Raw genomic sequence first — 12,829 nt, forward strand, 5'->3', positions numbered from 1 at the left:
TCATTGCGGCGCGTAGCATGACGACCATCGCTCCTAGTGAATCGCCCCATGTCTGCATCTACACCAAACGGCGACTTGTTCGCCCCTGCAACGCCCTCCACGACGCGTATCCGCGCCGGCATCGGTGGCTGGACTTTCGCCCCATGGCGCAAAAACTTTTATCCCGATGGCCTGCCGCAACGGCGCGAACTGGAATACGCCAGCCGGCAATTGCGCGCGATTGAAATCAACGGCACCTATTACGGCGCGCAAAAGCCGGACACCTATGCGCGCTGGGCTGGTGAAACGCCAGCAGGCTTCGTGTTCTCGCTAAAGGCCCCGCGCTATATCAGCGAGGGCAAGCCACTGCGAGATACCGGCAAAGGTATTTATGGCTTTGTGCATGGCGGGCTTGCCGAAATGGGTGACCGGCTCGGCCCCATTTTGTGGCAGTTGCCGCCGTCACGGCCGTTCGACGCCGATGATCTGGCCGCGTTTATGGATCTGCTTCCACGTCAATTGAATGGCACCACCTTGCGTCATGTGTTGGAGGTTCGCCATCCGGGCTTTCTCACCGAGCGCTATGTAACGTTGGCGCGCGCCCATGCGATACCGACGGTATTTACCGACTCGCCGGACTATCCCTCGCTGGCCGATCAAACCGGGGATTTCACCTATGCCCGATTGATGCGCAGCGAAGCGAATGTCGATACCGGCTACAGCGCCGCGGCGCTGGACGATTGGGCCGCCCGCGCGCAGCGCTGGGCGGCTGGCAAGGATGTCGCCGAGTTGCCGCATGTAACCGCAGCGCCAGCCATCGGCCAGGCGCGTGATGTCTTTGTGTTTTTCATCAGCAGCGCCAAGCATCGCAATCCTGCGGCGGCGATGGCACTGCAGTCACGGATTGATACGGCGGCTTAGCCGACCCGGTAGTAATCCACCTCGCGATAACGCCGCGCATACAGGCCAAAGGCCAGCGCGGCCAGCAGGGCAAACCCGGCAAAAAAGAACATCTGAAACGCGTTGACGCTGAGCCCGGTCGTAGCGATGGAACCCGTCACTACCGGGTTGCGTACCGCCGCATTGGCCAATAACACCCATAGATTGCCGATCGTCGTAGTGAGGTTCCAGAAACTCATCACCACGCCTTTCATCGAAGCCGGTGCCTGGCTATAGGCAAACTCCAACCCCGTTGCCGACACCAAGACCTCACCGAAAGTCAGCAAGGCATAGGGCAAGATCTGCCATGCGATCGACAGCGCATCGCCACCGTCCATTACCACTTGATAGCCGCCCACCACGATCCACGCCAGACCGCTGAACGCAATGCCCGCCGTCATCCGGCGCAATGCGCTGGGCTCAAAACCGAAGCGGCGCAAGGCTGGATAAAGCACCAGGTTATTGAACGGAATAAGCAACATCACCAGCAGCGGGTTCAGCGCCTGCATTTGCGCGGGATGCAGCCAGTCGGGCGCGATCATTTCGTTGCCCTGCAAGATCCAGGTCGAGGTCTTCTGATCGAACAGCGAGAAGAAAGGCGTGGTCAAGGCGAAGATCACCAGCACCCGCAGTACATTGCGCGCACCATCGACGGCCGTATCGGGGTGTATGCCTCGCGCCCGCTCCATCTGCAGCCAGGCGCCGCCGCCGATACCACCGACCAGAGCGACCAGCGCCAGACACGCCGCGATCACAAAACCGAACGTGGGCGCCATGGCGAACGCCGCCAACGCCGACAGCCCGCCGGTAACGGCCAGCCACAAACCGGGTCGCATCTGCCCTGCTTGCCTGGTCATTAAAGCGGTTCGCAATACCCGTGAAAACGCATGGGCATCGGCCGGCGCCGGCGCAATAAACACGTATTGCTTACGTCCGAGCCAAAGCACAAAGGTAGCGATAAACATCAACACACCAGGTATGCCGAATGCGACCGCCGCACCAAAATCGCGCAGCAAGATCGGCATTAAGAGTGAGGCGAAGAACGAACCGAAATTGATGATCCAATAAAACGCGTCGAAGACGAGCTTGGCCAGATGCTTGTTACTCTGGTCGAACTGGTCGCCGACAAAAGAAGCCACCAGCGGCTTGATGCCACCGGCCCCCAGCGCGATCAAGCCAAGGCCGATAAAAAAGCCGATGCGATGATGTTCGAACAGCGCCAGGCAGGCGTGACCAAGGCAGTAAATCAGGCTCATCCACAACACGGTGTTGTACTTGCCGAAAAAGCGATCCGCGAGCCAGCCGCCGAGCAGCGGGAAAAAATACACGCCGATCACAAAGGTATGAAATACATCCTTCGCCTCCAGCACCCGCTCTGCCTCAGGCATGTTCAGCAGCAAGGTGGAGATCAGGAAGGGCGTCAGAATGTTGCGCATCCCATAAAACGAGAAGCGCTCGCAACCTTCATTGCCAATGATGTAAGGAAGCTGCCTCGGTAATCGGCCCGCTGTATGCGGATCGGGCCCGGCGGTTTTATCCATGGCGGTATTCATGCGCGCTCCTGCGAGAGTTCCGGTAAAGAACCCCGCAGTGTGCGTAATTTCTTGCGATACGGAAACCCCAAACCTGGCATCCATTCGCAATGAGACAGGCTAAGCTCTCCGCCTTAACCGCCTAGGGATACCGTATGCGCGCCATCCGCCCCGTCCTATTGCTTATTGTGTTGATCGGCGCCGGATGGCTATGGCGCCATCACGGGACCGAACCGATGCCTCGCACGGCCGGCTCCAGTCCATCCTCAACCGCATCGCTCAGCCAGCCGGTTTCAGCCGCTGCCGCCGACAAGAGCCTACCCGGCTTTTTACCGCCCGAGGCTCGCGACACGCTGGCGCTGATCGCTCGCGGCGGTCCGTTTGCTCATCGCCAGGATGGCGGCGTATTCGGCAACCGCGAAGGCCGCTTGCCGCAACAGCCCAACGGCTATTACCACGAATACACGGTGGAAACGCCAAGCCTCGACTATCGCGGCGCGCGGCGCATCATCACCGGCGGCACGCCACCGACGGTCTACTACTATACGGACGATCACTACCGCAGCTTCCACAGTTTTCAGGTGCCACGATGAGTACCAACGATCTCCATATCGACCTCGGCGACCCGGCGCGTGGCGGCGTGTTTTTTGTCACTGCCGAAGACCTCGACGCGCTCGCGGCGGCGGCATCAAAACACTGGCTGCATATCAGCCGCATCCAGTTACAGGGTTGCCGCGATAAGACCGAGCTACTCAAGCGCCTGGCCAAAGAGCTGCCGCTACCGGCCGACTTCGGCCATAACTGGGATGCGCTCGCCGACTGCATGCGCGACCTCGCCTGGCTCAACGCCCCCGGCTATCTGCTGCTGTTCGAGCATGCCGAAGATCTGCGCGACGCCAGCGAGGACGATTTCGATACCTTGCTGGACATTCTCGACGAGGCCGCCGAGAGCTGGCTCGATGCCAAGCAACCTTATTTCGTCTTCTTCGCACTGCCGGAAAGTGCGTTTGAAGACAACGAAAATGGATAAGCACGGATATTTATGCAAGAACTCGATTTTGAACTCGATCGCGACCATGTCGAACTCAACCAACTGCTGAAATTGAGTGGCCTATGCGATAGCGGCGGCGCCGGCAAAGCGATTGTCGCCAGCGGCGCGGTGTCGGTGGACGGGCAGCGTGAGCTACGCAAGACCTGCAAGATTCACGCGGGACAAACGGTAACCCTTGGCGATGTGATTATTCGGGTGGTTGCGGTTTAGAGGCGGGGAGCGGGGAGCGGGGAACGGGGAACGGGGAACGGGGAACGGGGAACGGCAACAGCGTCGCAGTGCCTGGCCCCGGCTCACCCTCTGCCGATGTAACCCCAGTGCATACACCGGCGAAGCAGGAGTAGCGGTCCATCCCTATTCGTGACCATGCCAGCACCGGAGTATTCACTATGTCGCGTCGAACTTTATTCTCGCTCAGCTCGCTAACCGTCACGCTGGCGCTTGCGGTCTTGAGCGCTTGTAGCGCACCGGCCATAGGCCGCGATGTTGTCGCCTTGCCTGATCCGAAAGTCGATGCGGCGGCCCCCGCGAGCCACACCGATCAAGTAGCGGTGCTTGCCGGCGGCTGTTTCTGGGGCGTGGATGCGGTGTTCAAGCACGTCAAGGGGGTGAAGCAGGTCTGGTCGGGCTATGCCGGCGGCAATGCCGGCACCGCCACCTACAGCCAGGTAAGCGACGGCGATACCGGCCATGCCGAATCGGTGAAGATTTTGTACGACCCCGCGCAGATCAGCTACGGCCAGCTACTGAGAGTGTTCTTTTCAGTGGCGACGGATCCGACTCAGCTCAATCGGCAAGGGCCCGATACGGGCACGCAATATCGCTCGGCGATTTTCTATGGCAGCGACGAGCAGCAACGAATCGCTACCGCCTACATCGCCCAACTGACCGCCGCGAAAGCCTTTGATGCACCGATCGTTACTCAAGTCGTGCCACTCAAAGGCTTCTATACCGCCGAGGCATATCACCAGGACTACTTTCGGCTTAACCCGAACAACCCTTACATCATCATCAACGATGCGCCGAAGGTGGCCCACCTCAAGCAGGTATTTCCTGAGCTCTATCGTTCAGCGGAAACCGTGGTGAGTGTGCAGTTGCACTAAGGAGCTAACCAAAGCGCTTACTCCGGTGGCACCAGCCGCAGTCTGGTGGCGCCCGGCCGGGCATTCGGCGTGAGCAGCATGCGCTCGATCTCGCTGGCGGCCAGCGGGCGGGCGTAAAGATAGCCCTGCCCTTCACCGCAGCCGGCGCGCAGCAAGAAGTCATGCTGCGCCTTGGTTTCGATACCTTCGGCGATCGTGCCGATGCCTAAGCTCTTGGCGATCGCCAGCATCGCTTCGACAATCGCCACGTCGTTGCCTTCCCCAGGTAATCCAGAAACGAAAGAGCGATCGATCTTGAAGTAATCGACCGCGGATAATTTCAGATACGCCAGCGAGGAATAACCCGTACCGAAATCGTCGATGGCCACGCCGATACCCAAGGCATGCAACGCATGCATGGTGCGCTCGGTGTCTTCTCCCAGGCGAAGAATCGCGCTTTCGGTGATCTCGATCAGCAGTTGCTTCGCAGGAAGCCCGTTCGTTTGCACGGCTTGCTTCACATCATCCACGAAGGATGGGTGGCCAAACGTACTGGCGGATACATTCATCGCGACGCGCAGCGGTGGCAGCCTGGCCAGATCCCAGCGCCGGATCTGCTCACGCACGTTCTGCATGGTCCAGCTATCGATCCGGCGAATCAGCCCCAGGCTTTCCGCCAACGGAATAAACTCGTCGGGCAGCAACTCCCCACGCGTGGGGTGGCGCCAGCGCAGCAAGGCTTCAACCGCTACGACGCGCCCGCTGCGCAGCTCGATGCTCGGTTGATAAACAAGGTAAAACTCATCTCTGGCAAGTGCCTGCCGCAGATCGGCGCCGAGCAGCAAGCGCTTGCGCGCATCGGCGTGCATCATCGGCGTATAGAAGCGAAATGTATTGCGCTCCTCGGTCTTTGCCGCATACATCGCGGCATCGGCATTGGCGATCAGGGCAATCGGATCATTGCCATCCAACGGATAGCCCGCAATACCGATACTTGCGCTGAGGGTGATTTCGTAATCACTCAGGCGCAACGGCTCGGCCACGCTGGCGAGCAGGCGATTAGCGAAGTAACCGGCCTCCTCCCGCGTACGCAACCCACTGAGCAGTACGGTGAACTCGTCGCCGCCAATGCGGCCGGCAACGTCGTTTTCGCGTAACTCACGGCTGATTCGTTCGGCCACTTCGACCAGCAGGCGGTCACCGATCGCATGGCTATAGCTGTCGTTGACGACTTTGAAGGCATCCAGATCGACAAACAATACGGCCACCGCGCCATGCGCCTTGGCCGCAGCCTCGATCGCGCGAGTGCATTGGCGCTGGAATTCTGCGCGATTGCTGAGCCCGGTCAATGCATCGTGTGTCGCCAGATATTCGAGTCGCTGCCGGTCCGTCTTGGTGGCAGTGATGTCGGTAAACACCGCCACGTAATACAGCACTTCGCCTTCGCTGTTACGAATGGCGCTGATACTCAGCCACTCAGGATAGGTACTGCCATCGATGCGCCGGCTTTGCACTTCGCCGAACCAATTGCCGCCTTCCGCGATGGCGCTCCATACCGACTCCGGCAAGGGCCTGCCGTCAGGCAATCGGCGCATATCGTCAATACGCTGATACTGCAGTGCCTGCAGGGTGTAGCCGGTAAGCCGCGTATAGGCCGCATTGACCGTAATCGCCTTGCGCTCGGCATCGGCGATAACCACGCCTTCGGCGACGCTGGCCAGGGCTTCGGCCGCGATGCGGCGCTCCTGCTCTATGACGATGCGTTCGGAAATATCGCGGATAATCGCCTGCCGCACCGATTGCGCGCCCCAGGTCGCCAAGCTGCTATGCGTCTCGACCGGCTTGGTCTGCCCATGCAGGCCCTGCAAGGTACTGACCACCGAGGTACCCACCAGCCGTGCACTTCCGCGCGCAAACAGGTCGGCAAAACTTTGGCCGACCAGCTCATGGGATTCGCGACCAGTCCACGTGGCTGCGGTTCGGTTGGCATCGAGAATGCGCCCGCTGTTCTCGTCCACCATCACGATCGCATCGGCGGCGCTGTCGAACAACAGACGATAGCGCTCCTCCGTGCCGCGAATGCTGGTCAGAATGCGCCGGGCCATGCGAAGCCACAGCAAAGAGGCCAGGCACGCGGTAGCCAGCACACCGCCGAACAATACGCGGCCAAGCCACGCCGCACCTTGGGCAATCTGTACCGAAAAACTGTTGGCTCGTGGCTCGATAAAATTATTGAGCGCCTGAATGCGCTCTCGCCAATGGATACTCTCCTGCGTGGAGACCTGGCCATGGGCATGGGCATATTGGAGTTTGGTAGCGATGGCATCCAACTCGACCAGCGCATCGTCGACCGAGCGCCACGCACTCATCGCTTCACCCATATAAGGGGCATCGGGAAAGTACTGCAGCATGAAGATCATGCCGGGGATCGCCGATGGGATCACATCGCCACGACGAAACGCCTGGGTCACTTCACCTTTGTCGAAATGGCCGCCGGCGATGGCGTCGCGCGCCCAGCGATCCGATTGAAGCACGGTGTAGTTGCGTCTGAAACTAGCCAGATGACTGGCATCACCGTCAAAAGCATACGCATCCAGATCAATCACGGCCTGCTTTTGCGCTTTGGACCAAACGCTCTCGCCGTTGAGAAAACCGGCGAGAGCAACCTGAAGCTGCAAGGCGCCCCAGGTCAAGGCAAGGATTAATCCAATCACTGCCGCAAGCGCGTAAGCCAGCGGCATCAGGCGCCGTGATAGCGGTCGTTGCAAGGCGGCACGAACAATACGCATCGCGATCTCATTCCGTCGTCATTGCTGCCCGAATGAGCCGATGCCTATCGCCCCCCTTTCGGTGAGGCCCTTCAGGCAGCAGCTTCTTCGCCCAATGCCCACGAGGCACGGCGAGCATCCAGACACCGATCGAGAGTGATCTGCATGCTGATGTAACTACGCCGCACACACTCGCCCAGATAAGCCACTTCAGCCGTACTTGGAGCCGTTCCCAGTAATGTACAGACTATTTCCAATGCCTCCCAGGGGTGAGTATCGTCGTAGGCCGCGTGAAGTTGAAGCCAACGCAGGCTGGCGGTCCTGTTCGATACCGGAAAGCTTTCCTTGTAGGTAACGCTGTCGTAGATCAATTGCGACCATTCGCCGGTGGCTCCTTCCACGGCGTAATTAGTAGCGATAATGCCTGCGGCCAGTGGTGCGTTACCGCTAACTTCCTCACACCAATTGGCCAAAGTCCCGGTTCCCAGCGGCGCGGGCCCGTGCAATACCTCGTCGCGGGTCACCCCGGCGCCTTCCGCCCAATGCAGCCAATAATCGGCATGGTTCTGTTCGACCCGGATATTACGTACCAACCAGCGTCGGGCCATATTATCCCCAGGGCTGCGGCCATAGCGGGTTTTCAGCAGATTGTGTGCCATATAGGCCGGGAAACGCTCTATTACAGGCCACACTCCGGCCATGAAATGTCGCGTTGAAGTGGCATCGAGTGTGCCTTCACTCATCACTGACCACAGTTCGTGCCCTACAACCCCCTGCTTGGCGTCCTCACATTCGGCGACCATGTTCTGCGCCCATTGCGGGTAGCTGGTCAGTTCAGTGAGTGCACCAGTGCGTTCAAATCGAGCGTTCATGCGAGTCTCCTTCAGAGTCATATTCAGCACGCAAGAATGCGTGCCGCTTCGGTATCCCGGCCATGGGGACATCCCACGACCGGTCGTACTCCGGTATCACAAGTGGTACCGGAAAACACCTTGACTCGTACCCGACGGTGAAAGCTGAGCGATCTTCGCGCCATATGAACAGCGCGCGCACGAGCCTGCCGTAACCTATCTAAGGATCACCGGCAGGCTCTTACCATTTGCCCATCAAAGCATAGGCAATTTGAGCCCCTGTTCTTTAGCGCACTGTGCGGCAAGCTCATAGCCCGCATCGGCATGGCGCATGACGCCGGTGCCCGGATCGTTCCACAGCACTCGTGCAAGACGCTTGTCAGCGGCCTCGGTGCCATCGCAAACGATCACCACGCCCGAATGTTGCGAGTAGCCCATGCCCACGCCGCCACCGTGGTGCAGGCTGACCCAGGTCGCACCACCGGCGGTGTTGAGCATGGCGTTCAACAGCGGCCAGTCGCTCACCGCATCGCTGCCGTCTTTCATCGCTTCGGTTTCACGGTTGGGGCTGGCCACCGAGCCCGAATCGAGATGGTCGCGACCGATCACCACCGGCGCTTTCAATTCGCCATTGCGCACCATTTCGTTAAAGGCCAGGCCCAGCTTGTGACGCTGCCCCAGGCCAACCCAGCAAATGCGTGCCGGCAGGCCCTGGAAGCTGATCCGCTCGCGCGCCATATCCAGCCAGTTATGCAGATGCGCATCGTCGGGAATCAGCTCTTTGACCTTGGCATCGGTCTTGTAGATATCCTCGGGATCGCCCGATAGCGCGACCCAGCGGAACGGCCCCACGCCACGGCAAAACAACGGGCGGACGAACGCCGGCACAAAGCCGGGAAACGCGAACGCTTCGGCGCAGCCTTCGTCTTTGGCCATCTGACGGATGTTGTTGCCGTAATCGAAAGTAACAACGCCTTGTTTGTGGAACGCCAGCATGGCCTCCACATGGATACGCATGGATTGCTTGGCCGCTTTGGCGGTACCGACCGGATCGCTCTTGCGACGCTCGAACCACTGCGGCACCGTCCAGCCCTGCGGCAGATAACCGTTGACCGGGTCGTGCGCACTGGTCTGGTCGGTCACCGCATCGGGCCGCACGCCACGGCGCACCAGCTCCGGCAGCAGGTCGGCGGCATTGCCGAGCAAGGCGATCGATACGGCGCGGCCTTCGGCGGTGTACTTGGCGATGCGCGCGAGCGCGTCGTCCAGATCCGTGGCTTGCTCATCGACGTAACGGGTCTTGAGGCGGAAATCGATGCTGCTCTGCTGGCATTCGATATTCAGCGAGCAAGCGCCGGCAAGGCTGGCGGCCAATGGCTGCGCACCGCCCATGCCGCCCAGGCCCGACGTAAGAATCCATTTACCCTTGAGGCTGCCACCGAAATGCTGGCGGCCCATTTCGACAAAGGTCTCATAAGTGCCCTGCACGATGCCTTGCGAACCGATATAGATCCATGAGCCGGCCGTCATCTGGCCGTACATCATCAAACCCTTCTTATCCAATTCGTTGAAGTGCTCCCAGTTCGCCCAGGCCGGCACCAGATTGGAATTGGCGATCAGTACACGCGGCGCATCGGCATGCGTAGGAAACACACCGACCGGCTTGCCCGACTGCACCAGCAAAGTCTCGTCATCATTCAACTCACGCAATGCACGCAGGATCGCGTCGAAGCACTCCCAGTTGCGTGCCGCGCGACCGATGCCGCCATATACCACCAACTCAGCGGGATTTTCCGCCACGTCCGGATCGAGATTGTTTTGCAACATGCGAAACGGCGCTTCGCTAAGCCAGCTCTTACAGGTCAACTCACTGCCGCGCGGGGCGCGGATGGTACGGGTGGTATCAATGCGTGTCGGTGCGTTCATGCGACTAACCTGAACAAGGGAGGGCGAACCCCGATTATAGACGTCTGTGACCACGCGGCGGCTTAAGTATTGATGTCCGAAAACGACGAGTTTGCTGCCGACGACAGTGCTAGCCTGCGCCCATGTCGATCTCGCCAGCCCCTGCCCTGCCAACCGTCCATGTCTGTGAACAGGCCCGGCTAAGCCGCGATGCGCGCTTTGACGGTCTGTTCTTCACCGCGGTCACCAGTACCGGCATCTATTGTCGACCGGTGTGCCCCGCACCCAGTCCGAAACCGCAAAACGTGCGCTACTACCCGAGCGCGGCGGCAGCCGAAACCGCCGGCTTTAGACCCTGCCTGCGCTGCCGGCCGGAGTTGTCGCCAGGTAACGACAACTGGCGCCATGGCGATCACGTGGTGAGCCGTGCGCTGAAGCTTATCGAACACGGTTCGCTCGGCGAGCTGTCGTTGGAACAACTGGCCGAGCGTGTCGGCGTTGGCGCCCGTCAACTTCGCCGCTTGTTTGTCGAGCGCCTCGGCGCACCGCCGATCAGCGTCCACACCACGCACCGGCTGCTGTTTGCAAAGCAACTGTTGACCGAGACCGCGTTGCCGGTGACCGAGGTCGCGCTGGCGTCGGGCTTTGGCAGCCTGCGGCGCTTCAATGCGGCCTTCTTGCAGGCCAACCGAATTCCACCGCGCGAGTTGCGTCGTCATCCGCGCGCGACCGTGGACGATGCGCTGGTATTGCGCATGGGCTATCGCCCACCCTACGATTTTGAAGCGCTGTTGTCGTTCTTGCGTACCCGCGCTTTACCGGGCGTAGAGCAAGTTGACGAACACAGTTATGCGCGAGTATTCGGCCCTGCCGATGCGCCAGGCTGGCTGCGCCTGAGCGCCTGGCCTGGCGCAGAACACGCGCTGCAACTGCAATTGCACTGTCCACGCCCGGAGCAGTTGCTTGGCATCGTCGGCAAGCTGCGGCGCATGTTCGATCTGGACGCCGATCCGCAGATGATCGGCGACACGTTGCGCGACGATCGCGTGTTGAAGCCTCTACTGCAACGCCGACCGGGCCTGCGCCTGCCGGGCGGCTGGGACGGCTTTGAAATCGCGGTACGCGCCATTCTCGGCCAGCAGATCAGTGTCGCAGCGGCGCGTACGCTGGCAACGCGTATCGTGCAGCGCTATGGCACCCCGCTGACAACACCTGCCGTTGCCGGATTAGAGCGCCTGTTTCCCGGACCTGAAGCGCTTGCCGACGCCGACCTGGGCGCACTCGGCCTGACCACCGCTCGCGCCAATACCGTGCGCGGAGTTGCCCAGGCTTTGCTTGATGGACGCGTCGATTTTCGCAGCGAACAACCACTGGACGAGTTTGTCGCGCGCTGGATAGGCTTGGCCGGTATCGGCGAATGGACTGCGCATTACATGGCCATGCGCGCACTCAGCCACCCTGATGCCTTTCCCGCCGCCGACCTGATTCTGCGTCGCGTCGCCGCGGGCGACGGCCCGGAACTGAGCACCAAGGCGCTTACCGCGAAAGCCGAGGCCTGGCGTCCATGGCGGGCCTACACGGTGATGCATCTGTGGCGCAGTGCCAGTGATGCAGCCCCGCTGCCGCGCAGCCGCCCCACGAAAACGACAACATGAATACATCGGCATGAATACATCAGCTCACAAAAGCGCGATCCATCGCGTCGAGATCGATGACGACCGCATCTATTTCTGCGATATGCCGGCCCCGATCGGTCGGCTGCGCCTGGTTGCCGATCGGCATGGCCTGCGCGAGGTCTGGTTTGAAAAAAACCGCTATCCCAAAGCAGCTTCGAGTACCTGGATACAAGCGCGCGAACCACTGGAGTTCGCGCGGCGCCAGCTTGAAGAATACTTTGCCGGTGAACGGCAAGTCTTCGACCTGCCGTTGCACCCACTGGGCACCCCGTTCCAAACCCAGGTATGGCAGGAGTTAGGCCGCATCCCCTACGGCGTAACCATCAGCTACGCCGAACTGGCCCGGCGCATCAGTCAGCCACTGGCCGTGCGCGCGGTGGGTGCGGCGAACGGGCGCAACCCTCTGCCGATCGTGCTGCCTTGCCACCGGGTTATCGGCAGCAATGGCAGCCTGACCGGTTTCGGCGGCGGCTTGCCGACAAAACAATGGTTGCTGTCGATGGAAGACCGCATAGCGCGTGGCGATCTATTTGCGGCGCAGTAACTGACACCTTATTGCAGACGCCTTATTGTTCTTGAACCGGCGGCGGATTGGCTGGCTGCGGCAGGGGTGGGGCAACCCGTGGGGCTACCGCATTCTTGTAGCGATCAAGCAAATCCTGCTGCCCCGCCCGATAACGCTGCTCGCGCGCACGGTCGGCATCGTCAAACTGCTGCCTCAGCAAAGGGTTTTTTGCGCTCGGCGCAAGCGCCGTATTCTGCGAGTGCTGCTGCAACTGATTTTCCAGGTGGTTCTTCTGTAGCTGGTCGTTCAACTGCTGCTGCTTTACGGCTTGCTTATAACGCTCACTGGCATCGTTTGCCGCCGTGTTTGCCGCCGTGGACTGCGACGGCTGGGTGGCCGGCTTCTGCTGCCAGGCCCAGGCGCTACCCACACTACCGAGCGCCATCGCGCCTGCCAGCGTCAAAACGATAAAGCGGGTTGCTTTTATAGATGCCGGACTTATCCGTACCCATCTCATGGAAATCAAACGTGAAATAGTCAT

Annotated in this window: 12 protein-coding genes; 7 read left to right on the forward strand and 5 right to left on the reverse strand. The window is 60.4% G+C overall.

Features of this window, described 5'->3' with window-relative positions; genetic code table 11:
- The first annotated feature begins 48 nt into the window (after nt 1-48).
- Nucleotides 49-900, forward strand: a complete 852-nt coding sequence (locus DVJ77_RS01925) for a DUF72 domain-containing protein (RefSeq protein ID WP_114843757.1) — start codon at nt 49-51, stop codon at nt 898-900.
- Here the strand turns inward: DVJ77_RS01925 and DVJ77_RS01930 are convergent.
- Nucleotides 897-2,471, reverse strand: coding sequence for a POT-type proton-dependent oligopeptide transporter (locus tag DVJ77_RS01930; RefSeq protein ID WP_225427724.1), 1,575 nt, complete (start codon nt 2,469-2,471; stop codon nt 897-899). The two genes, DVJ77_RS01925 and DVJ77_RS01930, sit on opposite strands and share 4 nt — an antisense overlap.
- 134 nt (nt 2,472-2,605) lie before the next feature.
- Between DVJ77_RS01930 and DVJ77_RS01935 the strand changes: the two genes are divergently transcribed.
- The 4 genes from DVJ77_RS01935 (at nt 2,606) to msrA (ending at nt 4,604) form a co-directional block, all read left to right on the forward strand.
- A complete protein-coding gene (locus DVJ77_RS01935; protein ID WP_114843758.1) occupies nt 2,606-3,043 on the forward strand; it encodes a guanyl-specific ribonuclease in 438 nt (145 codons plus the stop codon).
- Entirely contained in the window at nt 3,040-3,480 is a 441-nt protein-coding gene (locus DVJ77_RS01940) for a barstar family protein (protein ID WP_114843759.1), read from the forward strand. The genes DVJ77_RS01935 and DVJ77_RS01940 overlap by 4 nt, the downstream gene beginning before the upstream one ends.
- A 12-nt stretch (nt 3,481-3,492) precedes the next feature.
- Complete coding sequence (locus DVJ77_RS01945; RefSeq protein WP_114843760.1) at nt 3,493-3,711, forward strand: RNA-binding S4 domain-containing protein; 219 nt, start codon at nt 3,493-3,495, stop codon at nt 3,709-3,711.
- Nucleotides 3,712-3,890: 179 nt separating this feature from the next.
- A complete protein-coding gene (gene msrA / locus DVJ77_RS01950) occupies nt 3,891-4,604 on the forward strand; it encodes a peptide-methionine (S)-S-oxide reductase MsrA (RefSeq protein ID WP_114843761.1) in 714 nt (237 codons plus the stop codon).
- A 17-nt stretch (nt 4,605-4,621) separates the two neighbouring features.
- Here the strand turns inward: msrA and DVJ77_RS01955 are convergent, their stop codons facing one another.
- From DVJ77_RS01955 to hutU, 3 genes are all read right to left on the reverse strand, one after another.
- Nucleotides 4,622-7,372: a putative bifunctional diguanylate cyclase/phosphodiesterase gene (locus DVJ77_RS01955; protein WP_225427725.1), complete on the reverse strand. Its 2,751-nt coding sequence runs from the start codon at nt 7,370-7,372 to the stop codon at nt 4,622-4,624.
- Between the two features lie 71 nt (nt 7,373-7,443).
- Nucleotides 7,444-8,223 carry an iron-containing redox enzyme family protein gene (locus tag DVJ77_RS01960; protein WP_114843762.1) on the reverse strand — a complete coding sequence of 260 codons (780 nt, stop codon included), beginning with the start codon at nt 8,221-8,223 and terminating at the stop codon, nt 7,444-7,446.
- A 234-nt stretch (nt 8,224-8,457) separates the two neighbouring features.
- Complete coding sequence (gene hutU, locus DVJ77_RS01965) at nt 8,458-10,128, reverse strand: urocanate hydratase (protein ID WP_114843763.1); 1,671 nt, start codon at nt 10,126-10,128, stop codon at nt 8,458-8,460.
- 122 nt (nt 10,129-10,250) lie between these two features.
- Here hutU and DVJ77_RS01970 point away from each other — a divergent pair, with 122 nt between their 5' ends.
- Both DVJ77_RS01970 and DVJ77_RS01975 read left to right on the forward strand, forming a co-directional pair.
- The gene (locus DVJ77_RS01970) at nt 10,251-11,762 is read left to right on the forward strand and encodes a DNA-3-methyladenine glycosylase 2 (RefSeq protein ID WP_191983652.1); all 1,512 of its coding nucleotides are present in this window, start codon (nt 10,251-10,253) and stop codon (nt 11,760-11,762) included.
- Between the two features lie 82 nt (nt 11,763-11,844).
- Nucleotides 11,845-12,327 carry a methylated-DNA--[protein]-cysteine S-methyltransferase gene (locus tag DVJ77_RS01975; RefSeq protein WP_380037960.1) on the forward strand — a complete coding sequence of 161 codons (483 nt, stop codon included), beginning with the start codon at nt 11,845-11,847 and terminating at the stop codon, nt 12,325-12,327.
- Between the two features lie 22 nt (nt 12,328-12,349).
- On the opposite strand, the gene DVJ77_RS01980 is transcribed toward DVJ77_RS01975, so the two are convergent.
- Nucleotides 12,350-12,829 (reverse strand): hypothetical protein, encoded by a 480-nt coding sequence (locus DVJ77_RS01980; RefSeq protein WP_162791326.1) that lies wholly within the window; start codon nt 12,827-12,829, stop codon nt 12,350-12,352.

It is taken from the genome of Dyella tabacisoli (genome assembly GCF_003350925.1).
GTDB classification, from domain to species: Bacteria; Pseudomonadota; Gammaproteobacteria; order Xanthomonadales; family Rhodanobacteraceae; genus Dyella_C; species Dyella_C tabacisoli.

Bases quoted from the DNA above. Each gene is read 5' to 3' on its own strand.
- DVJ77_RS01980 (WP_162791326.1), bottom strand. From the start codon at position 12,829: ATGACTATTTCACGTTTGATTTCCATGAGATGGGTACGGATAAGTCCG.
- DVJ77_RS01955 (WP_225427725.1), bottom strand. From the start codon at position 7,372: ATGCGTATTGTTCGTGCCGCCTTGCAACGACCGCTATCACGGCGCCTG.
- DVJ77_RS01930 (WP_225427724.1), bottom strand. From the start codon at position 2,471: ATGAATACCGCCATGGATAAAACCGCCGGGCCCGATCCGCATACAGCG.
- DVJ77_RS01925 (WP_114843757.1), top strand. From the start codon at position 49: ATGTCTGCATCTACACCAAACGGCGACTTGTTCGCCCCTGCAACGCCC.
- DVJ77_RS01975 (WP_380037960.1), top strand. From the start codon at position 11,845: ATGCCGGCCCCGATCGGTCGGCTGCGCCTGGTTGCCGATCGGCATGGC.
- DVJ77_RS01960 (WP_114843762.1), bottom strand. From the start codon at position 8,223: ATGAACGCTCGATTTGAACGCACTGGTGCACTCACTGAACTGACCAGC.
- hutU (WP_114843763.1), bottom strand. From the start codon at position 10,128: ATGAACGCACCGACACGCATTGATACCACCCGTACCATCCGCGCCCCG.
- DVJ77_RS01970 (WP_191983652.1), top strand. From the start codon at position 10,251: ATGTCGATCTCGCCAGCCCCTGCCCTGCCAACCGTCCATGTCTGTGAA.
- DVJ77_RS01940 (WP_114843759.1), top strand. From the start codon at position 3,040: ATGAGTACCAACGATCTCCATATCGACCTCGGCGACCCGGCGCGTGGC.
- msrA (WP_114843761.1), top strand. From the start codon at position 3,891: ATGTCGCGTCGAACTTTATTCTCGCTCAGCTCGCTAACCGTCACGCTG.
- DVJ77_RS01945 (WP_114843760.1), top strand. From the start codon at position 3,493: ATGCAAGAACTCGATTTTGAACTCGATCGCGACCATGTCGAACTCAAC.
- DVJ77_RS01935 (WP_114843758.1), top strand. From the start codon at position 2,606: ATGCGCGCCATCCGCCCCGTCCTATTGCTTATTGTGTTGATCGGCGCC.